This window comes from Saccharomonospora sp. NPDC046836 (genome assembly GCF_040645195.1).
Lineage (GTDB): Bacteria > Actinomycetota > Actinomycetes > Mycobacteriales > Pseudonocardiaceae > Prauserella_A.
In genome coordinates this window covers 48598-64904 of sequence record NZ_JBEYXW010000003.1, presented here as the reverse complement: position 1 = coordinate 64904, position 16307 = coordinate 48598, and the positions used below count along the sequence as shown (strand labels likewise).

The 16307-nt window shown below is 67.9% G+C and carries 13 protein-coding genes; 6 read left to right on the top strand and 7 right to left on the bottom strand.

The window, feature by feature from the left end:
* Window position 1: 1 nt before the first annotated feature.
* Window positions 2–967: a sensor histidine kinase gene (locus tag ABZ863_RS05370; protein WP_358531371.1), complete on the bottom strand. Its 966-nt coding sequence runs from the start codon at window positions 965–967 to the stop codon at window positions 2–4.
* Window positions 964–1797, bottom strand: coding sequence for an MEDS domain-containing protein (locus ABZ863_RS05365; protein WP_358531369.1), 834 nt, complete (start codon window positions 1795–1797; stop codon window positions 964–966). The genes ABZ863_RS05370 and ABZ863_RS05365 overlap by 4 nt, the downstream gene beginning before the upstream one ends.
* A gap of 156 nt (window positions 1798–1953) precedes the next feature.
* On the opposite strand from ABZ863_RS05365, the gene ABZ863_RS05360 reads away from it, so the two are divergent.
* A complete protein-coding gene (locus tag ABZ863_RS05360; RefSeq protein WP_358531367.1) occupies window positions 1954–3531 on the top strand; it encodes a CHAD domain-containing protein in 1578 nt (525 codons plus the stop codon).
* On the top strand, window positions 3528–4286 hold the full coding sequence (locus ABZ863_RS05355; RefSeq protein ID WP_358531366.1) for an AAA family ATPase: 759 nt from the start codon (window positions 3528–3530) through the stop codon (window positions 4284–4286). Before ABZ863_RS05360 ends, ABZ863_RS05355 begins: the two co-directional genes overlap by 4 nt.
* Here the strand turns inward: ABZ863_RS05355 and ABZ863_RS05350 are convergent.
* Complete coding sequence (locus ABZ863_RS05350) at window positions 4283–7651, bottom strand: S8 family serine peptidase (RefSeq protein WP_358531364.1); 3369 nt, start codon at window positions 7649–7651, stop codon at window positions 4283–4285. The genes ABZ863_RS05355 and ABZ863_RS05350 overlap by 4 nt on opposite strands.
* 87 nt (window positions 7652–7738) lie before the next feature.
* Here ABZ863_RS05350 and ABZ863_RS05345 point away from each other — a divergent pair, with 87 nt between their 5' ends.
* The 3 genes from ABZ863_RS05345 to ABZ863_RS05335 all read left to right on the top strand — a co-directional run bounded on the left by ABZ863_RS05345 (window position 7739) and on the right by ABZ863_RS05335 (window position 10108).
* Window positions 7739–8692 carry a helix-turn-helix domain-containing protein gene (locus ABZ863_RS05345; protein WP_358531362.1) on the top strand — a complete coding sequence of 318 codons (954 nt, stop codon included), beginning with the start codon at window positions 7739–7741 and terminating at the stop codon, window positions 8690–8692.
* An 84-nt stretch (window positions 8693–8776) separates the two neighbouring features.
* Window positions 8777–9622: an SAM-dependent methyltransferase gene (locus tag ABZ863_RS05340; RefSeq protein ID WP_358531360.1), complete on the top strand. Its 846-nt coding sequence runs from the start codon at window positions 8777–8779 to the stop codon at window positions 9620–9622.
* Window positions 9623–9664: 42 nt separating this feature from the next.
* Entirely contained in the window at window positions 9665–10108 is a 444-nt protein-coding gene (locus tag ABZ863_RS05335; RefSeq protein WP_358531358.1) for a GNAT family N-acetyltransferase, read from the top strand.
* Window positions 10109–10121: 13 nt separating this feature from the next.
* On the opposite strand, the gene ABZ863_RS05330 is transcribed toward ABZ863_RS05335, so the two are convergent.
* The 3 genes from ABZ863_RS05330 to ABZ863_RS05320 all read right to left on the bottom strand — a co-directional run bounded on the left by ABZ863_RS05330 (window position 10122) and on the right by ABZ863_RS05320 (window position 13399).
* Window positions 10122–11285 (bottom strand): DUF222 domain-containing protein, encoded by a 1164-nt coding sequence (locus tag ABZ863_RS05330; protein WP_358531356.1) that lies wholly within the window; start codon window positions 11283–11285, stop codon window positions 10122–10124.
* A 153-nt stretch (window positions 11286–11438) separates the two neighbouring features.
* A complete protein-coding gene (locus ABZ863_RS05325; protein WP_358531354.1) occupies window positions 11439–12536 on the bottom strand; it encodes a nucleotide disphospho-sugar-binding domain-containing protein in 1098 nt (365 codons plus the stop codon).
* Between the two features lie 92 nt (window positions 12537–12628).
* Entirely contained in the window at window positions 12629–13399 is a 771-nt protein-coding gene (locus ABZ863_RS05320; protein ID WP_358531352.1) for a transglycosylase SLT domain-containing protein, read from the bottom strand.
* Between the two features lie 502 nt (window positions 13400–13901).
* Between ABZ863_RS05320 and ABZ863_RS05315 the strand changes: the two genes are divergently transcribed.
* Complete coding sequence (locus ABZ863_RS05315) at window positions 13902–14810, top strand: LysR family transcriptional regulator (RefSeq protein ID WP_358531350.1); 909 nt, start codon at window positions 13902–13904, stop codon at window positions 14808–14810.
* Between the two features lie 7 nt (window positions 14811–14817).
* Here ABZ863_RS05315 and ABZ863_RS05310 read toward each other — a convergent pair whose 3' ends face one another.
* Window positions 14818–16299, bottom strand: a complete 1482-nt coding sequence (locus ABZ863_RS05310; protein ID WP_358531348.1) for a tripartite tricarboxylate transporter permease — start codon at window positions 16297–16299, stop codon at window positions 14818–14820.
* Window positions 16300–16307 lie beyond the last annotated feature (8 nt).

Genomic DNA, 16307 nt, shown 5'->3' with positions numbered 1-16307 from the left:
GTCAGCGCGGAGACTCCAGCACCGGCCGGCCCGCGATGAGGCGGATGGTGAAGCCGTCCATGTGCCGGTCCATGGTCACGTAGCTGCAGATCTGGTGCATCAGCCACAACCCGAGCCCGCCCGTGGACCGGTCCGCGGGAAGTAGCCCGGCGAACGGGTCGGCGGGGCCGGAGCCGCTGTCGGTCACCGTCGCCACTATCCGGTCCGCTGCGACCCAGATCCGTAGCTGCACGGGGGGCTGCCCGTGCTGGTGGGCGTTGCCGACCGCCTCGCTCACCCCCAGCGCGAGGTCGTGCAGGTCGTGCGGGTGCAGCCGGCAGCCGGTGCCGGCCATGGCGACCGCCCGGCGGGCCGCGCCTGCCGACGGTGCATGCAGCTCGGCCGCGGGTGCGGTTCCCTCGAGCGGGTCGGCGTAGTTGCTGTCCCGGCTGCGGAGAAAGTCCGCAGGATCTTCGAAGTGTGGATTGGCAAGGTATTCGCCATCGGCGGTAATGAGCCAGGCGTGGGTCCGCTCCGCGTCGGCGAGTACGTCGGGGGGTGCAGTGTGCCTGTCATAGGCGCACAGGCCCCACATCGGGAAGTCGGAGAAGGCGTAGTTGGCTGCGCCCTCGTAGCGCGCCCACCAGTCCCACGGCACGCCGGTGCCGGGATGGGGAACCTCGCCGGCCAGCCAGATCCGCTCCGCCCCCGCGGCCACCTGTGCGGCGAAGAAGTCACGGTAGGACCGGATCACGGCGGCCGGGCGGGCGAGCTCCTCGGTGTCCTCCGTGAACGTGACGTCGGCGTACGGGAGTGCCGCACGGAGTAGCTGCCGTTTGTGCGGGCCGAATGCGGCCATGGTCGGTTCGCCCGATGCGATGCCGTCCTGGAGGAAGGGCACCACCAGGGAGAGGAACTCGGCGTCTGAGCCGTAGGAGCCCGTCGCGTGGAGGAAGCAGCGGTGGCCTGCCGCCGCGTCGGATGTCATGTAATGCGCTCCACCCTCACCCCAGGTAGTCGCAGAATGTCGACGAGCCGCGCGGGCCCGCTCGAGCTGGTCAGCAACAGGGCGGTGGCACCACGTTCCGCTGCGAACCGGGCCAGCAGGAGGAGGCTGCGGTGATCGATGAAACTGACCGCGCTGGCATCGATCACGAGCTCACCGTTACGCGGCTCGGGATCGGCTCGTTCGAGGGCGAGCTTCAGTAGGTCCTGAGTGGACAGATCGAGCTCACCGCAGAGCGCGAGTGCCGCACTGTCGCTGGCATGCAGCCGGAAGGGGGCGGCGCCGACGCTGGTGACCGGATGCATGCACGCGAACTGCGTGACGACCTCGGCACCCAGCGCAGTCCGGTCGTATGCGCAGAAGGACGCGAACGGATTGCAGGTCATGTACCGGTCCACGAGGTACTCGTAGTGCGCGAAGCCGTCGATCCTGCTCGCCCCGCGGATCAGTGCCGTCTCGTCGGCGGCCACGCGCAGCCCGGTGTAACCGTCGGCGAGCGCCGCCTCGGTCGCCTTGGCGTACGCATCCACCTGCTCGGCGGGGTCCAGTGCCTGGTCCTGGGTCCGGATGGGATGCACCTGGGCGGCGCCGCGGCGCAGCGCTTCGTCGCCGCCGTTGACGTGCCGCAGCACCTGCAGCAGTTCGTGCATGCCGGCGTCGGCCAGGTAATAGACACGCTGTCCCTGCGCGAGTCCCGCCGTCAGGAACTCCACCGCGTGTGCCTGAAACTCGGCGGGGTCGTCGTAAACCCAGCACGCGTGATCATGGGCACCGAGCCGGTGGGTGTCCTTGATTTCTCCGGAAAGGCGCACCTCAGCATGATAAGACTGGGTGTGATGAAAGCAACAATCCGGCAACGTCATTCAGGTTGCCCGCGATGCCGTTGACTCCCACGCTGCCGGGCGCATTCGCGGACGTGAACTATACTCAGGAGCGCTTCTGACCGTACTGACCTGGGATTTGTTGCTGTGTCGAATGTTTCGCACCCACCGGCGCTACTCTGGCGTGACCGGCCGACCCGTGGTGAGACGGCTGCTGTGCTGTCCGCGCTGGAGCCGATCACCGGGCGAGGATATGAACTGTCGCCAGGCGTGCGGCGCGTGCGGACGGTGACCTACCTGGACACCGTCGACTGGCGGTTGCGGGACAAGGGAATGCTGCTCAGCCACGAGCGCGCTGCCGGACCCGGCACCTTGACGCTGACCGCCGACGGTAACTCCTTCAGCACGACATTGACCGCGCAGCAGCAGTGGCCCGCGCGCGTCGAGCAGCTCCCAGACGGTGACGTGCGTTCTGCCGCGGGCGCGGCGATGTGGGTCCGCGCGGTCGGTCCGATCCTGCGTGCCCGCACGGTGACCCGGGAGGTCGCGGTCCTCAACGAGGACGGCAAGACGGTCCTGCGCATCGACTGGGCGGAGAGCACCGGCACCGAGCCGGCGAGGACAACACCGTTGGTGCGGGTGTCGCTGCGGCCCGTGCTCGGGTACCAGCGCGATGCCAAACGGGCCGAGAAGGCACTGCTGGCGGCCGAGGAGTTCGTCCCCGCCGACGACACGCTCTACGACGAGCTGATGCACGCCGCGGGTGTTGCTGCGGAGGAGGCGGCCGCACCGGGCATCACGCCCGATATGCCTGCCGATGTCGCGGTCGCCACCGCGCTGCGCGGCTTTGGTGATGCCATCCTGGCAAACGTCAACGGCGTGCTCGACGACATCGACACCGAGTTCCTGCACGACCTACGCGTGGCCGTGCGCCGCACGAGGTCGCTGCTGAAGCTCGTCGGCGACGTGCTCCCGCCGCGCCTGACCGCCCGGTACACACCCGGCTTCAAATGGCTCGGCGACATCACCACGCCCACCCGCGATCTGGACGTCTACCTGCTCGAACTGGACACGCTCGCCAGCGGGCTCATCGCGGGTGAGCCCGCCGACCTCGACCCGTTCGCCGAGCACCTGGAAGCGGAACGGGAGAAGGCACGCCGGGCGTTGGCCCGCTCGCTGCGTTCGCAGCGGTTCAGCCGCCTGCTCGACGGCTGGCGAGCCGCGCTCACCGAGATCATCGAAGCGGACCGGCCTGCCGACGAGGAGCAAGCCGACGAGCAACCCGACGCGCAGTCCCTCGCCGCGGATCGGATTCGCCGGATGACCAAGAAGCTCATCCGCAAGGCAAAGGTCATCACGCCCGACTCGCCCGCCGAGGCAGTGCACGATCTGCGCAAGCGCTGCAAGGAACTGCGCTACCTTCTCGAGTTCGTCAAACCGATGTCCGAACCGGCCGCCCACCGCGCGGTGATCAAGGACCTCAAGAAACTTCAGGACATCCTCGGGTCCTTTCAGGACGGTGAGGTGCAGAGCGAGGCGCTGCGGGTGTTCGCCGAGCGCATGCAGGAAGCCGGCAAACCACCCGCGGCGACGCTGCTGGCGATGGGGGAGCTCTCCGCCGGGTTCGTCACGATGCAACGGCAGGCCCGGCACGACCTCACCGGTGCGCTGGAACAGTTCCTCGGCCCGGACACGCGCGAGCGCATCAAGGCGCTGTTGCCGTGAAGATCGTCGCCTCGTACAACGTGAAGGGTGGCGTCGGCAAAACGACCGCGGCGGTCAACCTCGCCTACCTGAGCGCACAACACGGCAGCCGCACGCTGATCTGGGATCTCGACCCGCAGGGCGCCGCCACCTACCTCTTCCGCGTCAAGCCACGGGTCAAGGGCGGAAGTGCCCGGCTGGTGCGTGGCACACGGCCGATCGACGCGGCGCTGAAAGGCACGGACTTCGAAGGGCTCGACCTGCTTCCGGCTGACTTCACCTACCGGAACATGGACCTCGATCTGGCCCGTACGCACAAGTCCGGCAGGCAGGCCGCCCGTGCGCTTGCCCGTCTGCTCGGTGATCTCGCCGACCACTACGACGTGGTGTTCCTGGACACCCCGCCGAGCCTGTCGCTGGTGTCGGAGAACGTACTGAACGCCGCCGATGTGGTGCTCGTGCCGATCATTCCGACCGTGCTGGCCCTGCGGACCTACGACCAGCTCGCGGAGTTCGTCGAGACGTTCGACCAGAGCCGGCCGCGGCTGCACGCGTTCTTCTCGATGGCCGACCGCCGCAAAGCACTGCACCGGGAGATCATCGCGACGCTGCCCCAGCAGCGCAGCGGCATCAGCCCGACCGCGATCCCCGCGCTGTCACTGATCGAGCAGATGGCCGTGCAGCGTGCCCCGCTGCCGAGCTACGCACCGCGCAGCCCGGCAGCACTGGCCTACCACTCCCTCTGGACCGAACTCACCGACTTGCTCGGCGCCTAGCGCACGACCGGGTAGGCGTCGATGATCGTCTGCTCGATCGCGCGTCCCTGTGCTGCCGTGGCTTCCGCGCGGACCGACACGGTCTCGCCGGCGCGGAGCACCAGACCGGGTACGACGACGAAGTACTCGCCGTTGCCCCGTGGCACCACGATCGCCTCGCGCCAGCGCTTGCCGTGATCGGTTGACGCCCAGAAGCGCAGCCTGCCCGGCTCGGGCCGGTAGGCGTCCTCGACGCCGGCCGCCGAGACCACCTGCGCCGTCATCGTCAGCGCTCCACCGCTGCGGAACCGCCCGAGCGAGTCGGTGCCCGGCTGGTAGTCCACCGTCAGGAGGCGAGGCGTCGTGTCCCACACATCCGGGTCGGTGGGCGCCTGAGACGGGAAGGTCCAGCTGGTCTCCGTGCGGGTGCCGATCGGCAGCCGGGCCGGATCCGGGTCCGATGTGTACTCGAGGCGGAACGTCGCCGGTTCCGGTGGGGTTTCGAAGTAGGCGCCGCCGTTCACCCTCGGCAGTTCGACACCGTTGCGGAACAACCGCATCGTGTCCTCGCCCGCCGCGGCAGAGTCCAGCACAACGCCCTTGTGCTCACCGTCGGACTGCCCGACGAACAGCTCGATCTGGGTGGCGTTGTGTGATGTGCCGTGCACTGCCGGGACCGGTCCGCGCAGCCACACCGGCGCGGTCCGCTCGCCGGACGAATACGACTCCGTCGCGGTACACAGCTGCGCGACCTCGCCGTACGGCCCGTAGAGGCACTGCCGCCACCGCACATCGGGCGATGCGGTGACGAGCTCGACACGCCGCTGCGGTGCGCTGAGCTCGTGCGTGATGGTGAACACGCTGCTGACCAATGGCGTGTACGGCTCCTGCGTCTCCACGTAGGTGTCGGGCGCGCCGGTGATGGTGCGGTAGTCGGCGTCGATGCGGGCGAGCTGGCGCACCTGTGCCTTCGACACACCGTAGGCGGGTGGGTTGGGCACGGTGGCACCGCCCAGCACCAGGTGGTACAGATCGGCCTGCCTGCCTCGCGGCGCGCCGCCTGCCTCCAGTCGCCAGTGCGTCTCGAACACGGCTTCGCCCGTGGCGACCGGGCTCGTCGGCTGCAGGAACACCTGGCCGTTCTCGATCTCCTGCCGGGTGGCGTAGATGCCGTCGCCGATGCCACCGGGGTCGGGATGCGCGTCCTCACGTGCATAGTGGATGGACACAGTGGACACTTCGGTGGTTGCCCCAGCGACCGTGGCGGGGTCGAGCCGTTGCGCACGGCGGGCGTCGATGGTGTAGGACAGGTCGCGATCCACCAGGACTTCGGGCGATCCGGCGAACGACACGCTCGCCGGATCGCCGTGCTTCGCCGGCGTCTCGATCCTCGCCACCATGCTCACCGGACCCGGCAGGATGCGGGCCGTGCCCTGGCCGTTGTCGTCCAGTTGGACGGTCGTGAACCCACCACCGGTCTCCGGGTGCACGTGGTCCATGTTGGCCAGCCACACGGTGCCGCCGGCCCAGGGCTCGCCGTGCCGGTCGAGCACCGTCAGCCGCACATCGTGGCGGGGTGGCTCGATCATGGTGTTCAGCGGCAGGGTGATCGTCTCGAGCCCGGGCCGCACCAACGTCACCGCGCCGTAGTACAGGCCGACCGGGCCGTTGGCAGGCGTGAGCGTGATGGTCACGGTCTCCGCCGCTCCGGGTGCGACGGTCACCTCGGTGCGCGAGATCGTCACGAGGTCCTCCGGCGCCGTGCGGCCCTGACTGTCGTGCGCCTGGTCGGCGAACTGGATGGCCTGCGCGGTCTTCCCGGTGTTGGTGAGCGTCAGCTCGAGGCTCGCCGGATCGGTGTTGTCCGGGTAGCGCAGGTATCCGAAGTCCACTGTGGATCGGCTCAGCTGCAGCGTCTCGCTGGTAGCACCGGGTAGGTCGAGTAACCCGGCGCCCTCCGCATGAGGCCTGGGAAAATCGGTGAACTGCGGGTCGGCGGTGGTCATCAGTGTTGTCTTGATCCGCTGCCAGTCCCAGTCGGGATGCTGCTGCCGCAGCAGCGCCGCGGCGCCGGCGACGTGTGGCGTGGCCTGTGAGGTTCCGGAGACCGTGGTGTACGGATCGGTGCTCCCGCCGCCGGCCTTCGCCGCGGTGATGTCCACGCCGGGGGCAGCGATGTCCGGTTTGGACAGAAAGGAGCCGGCGGTCGGACCGACGCTGGAGAACCACGCCGGCGAGCCGCGGTCACCGACCGCGCCCACGGTGAGCGCGCTGGCGGCGACCCCCGGCGTACCGATCGTGCCGGAACTGGGTCCTGAGTTTCCTGCCGCAACCACGAACAGGGTTCCGGTGCCGGCGCTGAGTGCGTCGAGTGCCTCTGCGACCGGATCGTCGCCATTGGACGATGCGCGTCCGCCGAGGCTCAGGTTGACGATGTCGGATCCCTGCTGTGCCGCCCATTCCATGCCGGCGATGACCCACGACAGCTGACCACTGCCGTCGGCGCCGAGTACCTTGCCGGACAACAGTTTCGCGTCGAAGGCGACACCCTTACGCGCACCGTCGGCGGCCGCCCCGGTGCCGCCGATGATCGATGCCACGTGGGTTCCGTGCCCGTTGCCATCGGCTGGGGTGCCTTCTCCGGTGAAGTCGGCCTGCGCGCCGATCTTGCCGCGCAGGTCAGGATGCTCGGCGTCCACACCGGTGTCGAGCACCGCCACGTCGACACCCGCGCCGCTGAGCCCGGACTCCCACACCTGCGGCGCGCCTATCCGGCCGAGGTTGCGGTCCAGCTCCGTGGCCTCGACTTTGCGGTCCAGCCACACCTTGGTCACGCCTGCCGTGTGTGGGCCCGCCGGTGCGGCGAGCGTTTCGGTGAAGGTGGCGACGCGTCCCTTGGGCATGGTCACCGCGGTGGCATCGATGCTCGGCAGCGCGCGCGACTCCGCCTCGGCGCCCAGTGTGGCCAGCGGCCGTGGCCCGCGCACGATGAGCGGCAGCGCGTCGGTGCTGGCATCGTCGTAGCCCGTCTCGACGAGCTCGGTGACGTTGAACAGATCCAGCTCCAGCACCTGCGGCACCAGGTGTGCCACGTCGTCGGGCACCACGTAGACGTCTGTGCCATCACGGAGTGTCCGGTACCCCGTGCGCGCGCTGCCGCCGTCGGCCGGGGTGAACGAGATGGTGGGCGTGCCCTCGATCGGCGCACCGACGGTGACCGTGTCGCCGGTGATCAGCGTGACCGTGCTGGCGCCCGCTGACGGCGCCGCCGCTGCCGCGGATACTGCCGTCGTGGCGCTGCTCAACGGTGTGACCACCGCGAGGAACGTGGCCGTAGCGCACAGCACGGCGGTACCGCGGGCCAGAGGATGCCGGGGAAGACGCATGATCTCGTCCTACCTGCCGGGCAGGTGTGACGGAATGGATCTTCGTGGCGGCTTGTCGCCATGTCTACCATTCGCCAGCATGGAGGGATGCTCGAGGCACTGGGAATCACGGCGTTCGGCGAGACGGTCTACCGGGCGTTGCTGTCGGGGCCCGGCCGCACGATGGCCGAGCTGTCCGGCGAGCTGGAGCGGTCACCGCGCGCTGTCCGTCGTGCAGTGTCCGAACTGGAGGAGCTCGGCCTGGTGAGCCGGTTGCCCGGCAGGCCGGTCCGGTTGCTGGCGGCGCGTCCGGACACGGCGATCGATCTGCTCGTCGCGCGGCGGCAAGCCGAGCTGACGGAGGTGCAGCGCAACGCGCGGGCGCTGGCGGCGACGCTGAAGGCGGAACGGCAACCCGACGAGATCTTCGAGATCCTGGTCGGGCAGCAGGCGGTCGCCGACCGGTTCGGTCAGCTCGTGCGGGGCTGCGAGCGGGAACTGATGGTCTTCGACCGGCCGCCCTACGCCGCGAACGTGCCGCAGGCCGAGGCGGGAGTGACCGCTCGGCTGCGGGAACATCTGGAGGTCCGCGGCATCTATGCACCCGAGTCGCTGGAGTATCCGGGGGCGCTGAAGGCGGCACGCCGAGCCGCCGAGCACGGTGAGCAGTCGCGGGTGCATCCGCGGGTGCCGATGAAGCTCGCGATCGCGGACCGGTCGGCGGCCCTGCTGCCGCTCGTGCTCGAGGACATGGTGGCCAGCGCACTGGTCATCCGGCCGTGTGCACTGCTCGACGCCCTCGTTGCGCTGTTCGAGCTGCTGTGGGAGCAGTCCTCGCCGCTGCTGGTCCAGCCCGACGTGTCGCACCGGGAGGTGGCCGAGCCGGAGCTGCTGTCCCTACTCGCTGCCGGGGTCAAGGACGAGGCGATCGCGCGGCAGTTGGGCGTCAGCTCCCGCACGATCACGCGCAGGCTCGCCGAACTGCTCGACGAGCTGGGCGCGCGTACCCGGTTCCAGGCCGGTGTGCTCGCCGAGCGTCGTCGCCTGCTCGGCCCGTCATAGCGTTACTCGCAGTGGGTGTAGCGCCGGCCTTGATCGACGATAGGGTGACGGCGGAGGGGGTCGTCGCACGCATGAGGAGAGCGCATGTCCCAGGAGCCGCAGTACGTTCCCGAAGGTGTCGACCTCGACCGCCCCAACCCGGCGCGGATCTACGACTGGTTCCTCGGCGGGTCGAGTAACTGGGCCATCGACCGCGAGTTCGGCGCCAAGGCCATCGAGACGTTCCCCATGGTCAAGACGATCGCGAGGGTCGGCAGGGAGTTCCTCGGCCGTGGCGTGCAGTACCTGGCGCGTCAGGGCGTCACCCAGTTCCTCGACCTCGGCTCCGGCGTGCCGACGGTCGGCAACGTGCACGAGATCGCCGACTCGGTGAACCCCGACAGCCGGTGTGTCTATGTCGACAACGAGCCCGTCGCGGTGGCGCATTCCCGCGTGCTGCTGGAGCGCCAGGGCGACCTGACCCGGCATGCGGTGCTGCATGGCGATCTCCGCAATGTCGAGGAGATCTGGGAACGGGCGATGGACACTGGCGTGCTCAACCCGACCCAGCCGATCGGCCTGATCGTGTGTGGCGTGCTGTACTTCTTCGGGCCGGACGATGACCCGCACGGGATCGTCGCCCGTTACCGCGAGTTGTTGCCCGCTGGTTCCTATTTCCTTGCCTCGCATTTGACCTTCGACGGCGGCCCCGCCGACGGCGAGGACAAGCGCGAGGAGGTGCGCAAGCAGTACAACCAGTCCAGCGCGCCGCTGTTCATCCGGACGCGCGAGGAGTTCACCCGCTTCTTCGACGGCTACGAGCTCGTCGACCCTGGCGTGGTGTGGATTCCGCAGTGGCGGACCGACGAGCGCGAATCGCCCGCGACCGCGGAGTTCCTGGACAACCCGCCCGCGAGCAGCGCTTTCGCCGCGGTCGGCCGCAAGCCTTGAGCCGGAGGACGTGTGCTTGGCTTCCGTGTTGTCTCGGCCTCGTTGACGGGTCCGGTGGCGCGCGCCCTCATTGACGAGCTGAACACCGAGCTCGCCGCGATGTATCCGGAGGAGGGCGCGAACCATTTCCGGCTGGACCCCGACGAGGTCGGGCCCGGCCGGGGTGCGTTCCTGGTCGCGACCGACTACCTGACGGGTTTGCCCCTCGGGTGCGGCGCGGTGCGGAGCATCGAGCCGGGTGTCGCGGAAGTCAAGCGCATGTACGTCCGGCCGGCGGCTCGCGGCCGCAAGGTGAGCCGTGGCCTGCTGGGCGCGCTGGAGGAGCGCGCCCGGGCCCTGGGCGCCCGCCGCCTGGTCTTGGAGACCGGCACCCGGCACGCCGCTGCGATCGGCCTGTACCGCAGCGCCGGGTTCAGCGATATCGAGCCGTACGGCGAGTACGTCGGCTCGCCGCTGAGCCTGTGCCTGGCGAAGTCGCTGGCGTAGCAAATCGTCCACATCAGAACGGCGGTGGGTCGTGAAGTGGTTCGGGTTTGCTGGTGTAGGTAGCGCCCGACGGTGAGGTGACGGTGACGGCGCCCGTGTGCGGGTGTAACCGGTAAGTCCACCCTGGACGGTCCTTGAGGCGGTGGTGCCGTCGACACAAGTTGACCAGGTTGGCCTGATTCGTGGGTCCCTGGCGGTTCCAGGGAATGTGGTGATCGTTGTCGCCGAAGTGCGCTGGCCGGTGGCATGACGGGAAGCGGCATTCGCGATCCCGTACCCGCACGAACTCGTCGGTCACCGCCGGCGGGCGATACCGTTGTCGCCCCACGTCCACGGGCACCCCGGTCAGTGGATCGGTGACGATCCGCCGCCACGTCGAGGACGGTTCCTCGGCAATCTGCCTAGCCACGTCTGCCGCGATCGGTCCGTACCCCGCCAACTGAGCCGGATTGTCGTTCAACCCAGCCAAGGTGGCGAGGTCGACGTAGACGTGCACGTCGGCCTTCGCCCCCGAACCGGTCGTGTTCGAGCCGAGCAGCAATTCGGCGAACACGTCGGCCCGAAGTTGGTCGAGAGTGCGGGATTCGTTGCCGCCACGCAAGGTGCGGGCCATCCGATCAATCCGCGCATAGGCGGAGGAGGCGACCTCGGCGGGGAGGTCGGCGAGCAATGTGGACATCCCATCCTCGCCAGGCAGCAACTGCACCGACCGCTCCGCCCGACGAACGGAAGCCCGTCGGGCAGCCCCCTCCGGATCGGCCTTCAAAGCCCAATAGGTAGTAACCCGGCGCACCTTATGAGGATTCTTACCCTCAAGGCGAGGGGCGATGGTCGAGTCGACCTCCCGAGCCTGCGAGTCATTGAGCCAAGCGGTAGCGCTGGCAACCTTCGAAGCACGATAAGAATCGAGAACACCGGACTCCATAGCAGCCAAAGTCTGAGGCAGCCGATGGACCAAGGCGGTTGACAGATCGACCATCCGCCGAGCGTGCTGCTCACTAACCGACAACAGCAACGCCAACTCGACAGCCACATCTGAAGCATGTCCCCGAGAGTCGACGAGCGCGTCCACGGCCCGATGCACCGAGGCATCAACCCACATCTTGAGCCGATTCAGCCCCTCAATCCGGGCCAAAAGTTCTTGATCCTGCAACGAATTCCCCACGAGATCCATCATACCGAAACATGTAGACCACTACAAGGAACCCGACCACGATACCCGAACCGTGGGGAACTGTCGCTAGTGGACAGTGAGACCAACCCAGCCCCTGGAGCGACAGTTTCACACGGCGCGCCGAAGGCGTGCTTGAAACCCAACTACCCCAACAATTCAGGCAACCACAAACGAAGAAGTAATCCGCTCAGCAACCACCCCAGGCCCAGGCAGCTCCGCGATCTCGGAGCGTACCTGCGACGCAGCCGAGCGAAGCTCCGGAGAGGTGACAAGCGATGTGAGCATCTCGGCAGTCACCTCCTTGGCCGAGCAGGCAAGTCCTGCCCCGCGTGCGGCAACTAATTGTGCATGCTGAGTGCGATCACCGGGACCCGGTTCGATGAGCTGGGGCACCCCTGCTGCGAGTGCGGCCAGCAGAGTGCCTGCGCCCCCGTGGTGTACCAACGCAGCACAGGTCGGCAGGACGTCGGGGATGGGTACCCAGCCGACAAGGCGAACGTTGGTGGGCAATGTTCTTTGTGTCAGCGATGTGGGCGGGCGTACCAACACGAACTCTGCGTCGACATGTTCAGCCGCGGTGACCACGGCGGCCATCAGCTTGCCGCCACCGGGGCCGGCGACCGTACTCCGGCTGACGAGCACTCGCGGCCGGACTGGCTCCTGGCGAAGCCAGTCGGGCACCGGGCCCGCGCCGCTGTACGGCACCGGTCGCAGTCGCCAGCCCGGTCCGGTATCGACCACGCTCGGGGGCGCTGTGCGCAGCGCGACGGTGGCCGGTGGCAATGTATGGCCCATTTGCTCGGCGGTCGCCGCGGTGAGTGTTGTGCCGTCGAAAAGGGACGTGTCGTGCACGATCGCGGGTACACCACGAGCCGCGGCCACCACCGCGCCGGCAGCGGCCAGCGGCTCGTGCACGACGATGTCCGGCTTCCAGTGATCAGCGAGTTCGAGAACGGCGCCGAGCATTCGCCGGTTCGCTGCGGCGAAGAGCCGGGAGACGAACCGGAGATCAGCGCCTCCGGCCAGTTCCGTTTTCGCCATCAGCGGATGAGTCAACAACAGTCGCAGCCCGTATCGCCGCAGCCGGACCTTGGCGGCGACGTCGGCCACGGCGATCCCGGTGTCCCGCACCCGAAGCGCTTCACCGCCGGTGGCGACGAGCACGTCGCATTTCGCGGCGCGAAGCGCGAGGGCAAGCGGCATCATCGGGAACACGTGGCCAAGCAGTGGCGCCGATACCAACAGAACCCGCATGCAATGAAGCTACTACAGGTGTAGTGATCGTGCCAGTGCCAATGGGTGTTGCGCCGCGCGATACGCGACGCAACACCCACGAGCGGTTGGTGTCAGTAACCTTGGTAACCGCCACCGCCCGCCATGGACGCCAGTCCGGGGTGTCCGGAGAAGCTGCCGTAGCGGGACAGCGTGTACCGCACGCCGGCGATGATGTTGTCGACCGGGTTGTAGATGTCCTCGTGTCCAGGCAACTTGTAGGCGTTGAACGTCGGGTCGATGGTCTGCATCAGACCCTTCGACGGCGTTCCAGCCGCTGCGTTGCTGTCCCACAGGTTGATGGCTGAGGGGTCGCCTGCGGACTCCTTCTCGATGATCGTCCGGATGTTCGCACTGTCGCTTTCGGACACTGGTACGCCCGCCGATTGCATGGTGGCGATGGCCGAGCTGATCCACTGGCCGACCTGGTCGGTCGGCTGGCTGTACTCGGCCGGTGCGGGTTCCGGCGCCGGAGCGGGCGCGGGTTCCGGAGCGGGCTCGGGCGCGGGCTCCGGTTCCGGTGCGGGGGCCGGTTCCGGGGTCGGCTCGGGCGCGGGTGCCGGCTCAGGTGCCGGTGCCGGTTCCGAGCTGGGAGCATCCGCCGGGGGAGCGGCTTCCGGCTCGGGGGCTGGAGCGGGTGCCTCCGGTTCCAGTGCGGGGTCAGGCGCCTCGCTGTCAGTGCTGGTCTCGTCGGCCAGCTGCACGGTGGAGCCGTTGGTCGCAGACGCATCGGCCTGCGTGTCCGCGCTGGAGGCGGTGTTCGGCGCGATCATGCTGATCACAGCCGCGACGAGAACGCCCATCGCGAGGTAGGTGCGCACGACGGCGCTCGGCGAGCTGATCAATTTCGCATGTGCCGCTGAGTTACTCGGGGTCAGCAGCGGAACGATCTTTTTCGTTTGATCGACTATTCGACTGGGCGCGAGATGAAGCGCCATCCTTTTTGTCTGATCAATTGCTCGGGTCGGGGTCAGGCGGGGGATGATCTTTCTTGCTTGATCTTTTTTCTCGTGCCATCCCATGGGGGTGGTCTCCTTCTTATGGACAAACCGCCGGCTCTGTCGGGGGCCTGAACCGGCGGGGTGTCACGCAAACGGTCCGTTGTAGACAAGATCCGTTAACGCGCACCGACGAGGACATTACGAAATGGACACGATCAAATCACGTCAAGGTGTTGAGGAACACAGATCATCATTGGCGACAGAATTCTGTGGAGTGATGAATTGAATGCGCACTGTTGATTTCCGGATCAACACGGAATGTGACGAACTGGGTAAAATCACTGGTGAGCAATGAGTCAACGCAGTCCAAAGCCGTTTGCGGCCGAGGATGCGGCAGACTCGCTGCATGATGAGCATCCGGGACTTGCAGTATCTGGTCGTCCTCGCCGACGAGCTGAGCTTCAGCCGGGCCGCGGACCGCCTGAACATCTCGCAGCCGACGCTCAGCCAGACGGTGCAGCGGCTGGAGAAGCGGGTCGGTGGTCGGCTGATCGAGCGCACCACCCGGCGGAGCCGGCTTACCCGCGCGGGGGAGACCCTGGTCGAGGGAGCGCGGCAGGTGCTTGCCGATCTGGTGCGGCTCGAGGAGATGACCAGGGACGCCGCAGCGGGCCGTACCGCGGGTATCCGTGTCGGCTCGGTGAACCCGGCGATGCGGCGCTTGATGCCGCGCATTCTGCGTGCCGTGCGCGAGGACGTGCCCGACGTCCGGGTGAGCCTGCACCCGTCGAGCAGCCACACGCAGCTGCGGCACCTGGTCGACGGCCAGTTGGACGCGGGGATCCTGCGCAGCCACGACGCGCCTGCGGGCCTCGCGGTGGAGCCGCTGATGCATGAACCGCTGTTCGCGGCCGTACCGCGCGAACATCCGCTCGCCGCAACGGGTGTCTCGGTGATCGCCGACCTCGATGGTGAGGACTTCGTGATGGCGCCGAGAGAGCGCAATCCGGCGTTCTACGACGAGCTGATCCGCCTGTTGTCCGAGGCCGGCTGCTCACCGCGCCGGATCATCGAGGCCGACGACATGTGGGCGCAGCTCGCTCTGGTCGCCGCCGGAGCCGGGGTTTCGGTGCTGCCACTGCTTTTCGTGGACCGGGACCGGGACGACCTCGCCTTCCTGCCACTGCATCAGGAGTTCGCGCTGCCGCTGGTGCTCGTCTACGCACCCGACTCGCCGTCGGCTGCCGTCACGGCCCTGCTTCACGCCGCGCGCACGGAGGCGGCCCGGCTCCTTGTCGAGGAGCCGGGCCGCTGAGCGCTGGTCAGGAAACCTTCTTCCGAAACCAGCCGATCACCGAGTGGATGACCAGGGCGAACCCGATCACCAGGATCACCAGCGAGACCGGCCTGCTGAAGAAGATCCCGAACCCGCCGTCGGAGAGGATGAGCGACTGCCTGAGCGAGGTCTCCAGAATCTCGCCGAGGATGAAGGCGAGCACCAGCGGGCCGAGCGGGAAGCCCCACAGTCGCATCAGGTACCCGACGACGCCGAACGTGATCGCCACCCACACGTTCCACGTGTTGTTGTCGACGGTGTAGAGCCCGAGCAGGCTCACGGTGATGATGAGCGGTGCGAGCACGCTGAACTTCAGCCGCAGGATCTGCACGAACACACCCACGAGCGGCAGGCTGAGGATCAACAGCACAACGTTGCCGATGTACATCGACGCGATGACGCCCCAGAACACGTCCGGATGCTCGTCGACCAGCTGAGGCCCGGGCGTGATGCCGTGCACCAGCAGGACGCTGAACAGTAGTGACACGGTGACGTTGAACGGTATGCCCAGGCTGAGCAGGGGAACGAACGCCGAAGTCGACGACGCGTTGTTCGCCGTTTCCGGCCCCGCGACGCCCTGGATCGCGCCGTTGCCGAACTCCTGGGGGTTCTTCGCGACGCGGCGTTCGACGCCGTAGCTGACGAGCGAGGACACTAGCCCGCCACCGCCAGGGATCAGCCCGACGAGGGTGCCGAGCAAGGAGCCACGGCCGATCGGCCCTCGACTGAGCCGAAGGTCCTGTGCGGAAGGCATGACACGGCCGATCTTGTTCGTCATCAGGGTGCCCTGCGCCTGGCCGGGCCGGAGGTTGTAGAGCACCTCCCCGATGCCGAACAGACCCAGCACGATCGCGACGACGTCGAAGCCCTCGACCAGCTGCAGTGAGTCGCCCGCGAACCGTACGGCCCCGGAGACCGGGTCGAGCCCGACCGTGGCGAGGAACAGCCCGGCGCCCGCCGCGACCATGGCCTTGGCGAACGACCCGCTGCCGAGGTAGGCGATCAGCAGCAGGCCCAGCACCGCGAGTGCCGCATATTCCGGCGGACCAAGGTGCAGCGCCAGATCCGCGAGTCCTGGCGCGAAGAACGTGAGACCGATCAGTGCCACACTCGCGCCCACGAAGGAACCGATCGCGGAGATTCCGAGCGCGGGCCCCGCCCGGCCTCGCTTCGCCATCTCGTAGCCGTCGATGGCCGTGACGACGGAGGCCGCCTCGCCGGGCAGGCGCAACAGGACGGAGGTGACAGTGCCGCCGTACATCACTCCCGCGTAGACACCGGCCAGCAGGATGATCGCCGTGGCAGGCGACATGGCGTAGGTGAACGGGATCAGGATCGAGATGGTGGTGATCGGTCCGAGCCCGGGCAGTACGCCGACGACGATGCCGAGTACACAGCCGACGAGGACGGCGAGGAGGTTGGCGGGTTCGACCGCGACGGCGAAGCCGTGCAGGATCGCGTCAGTCACGAGATCGC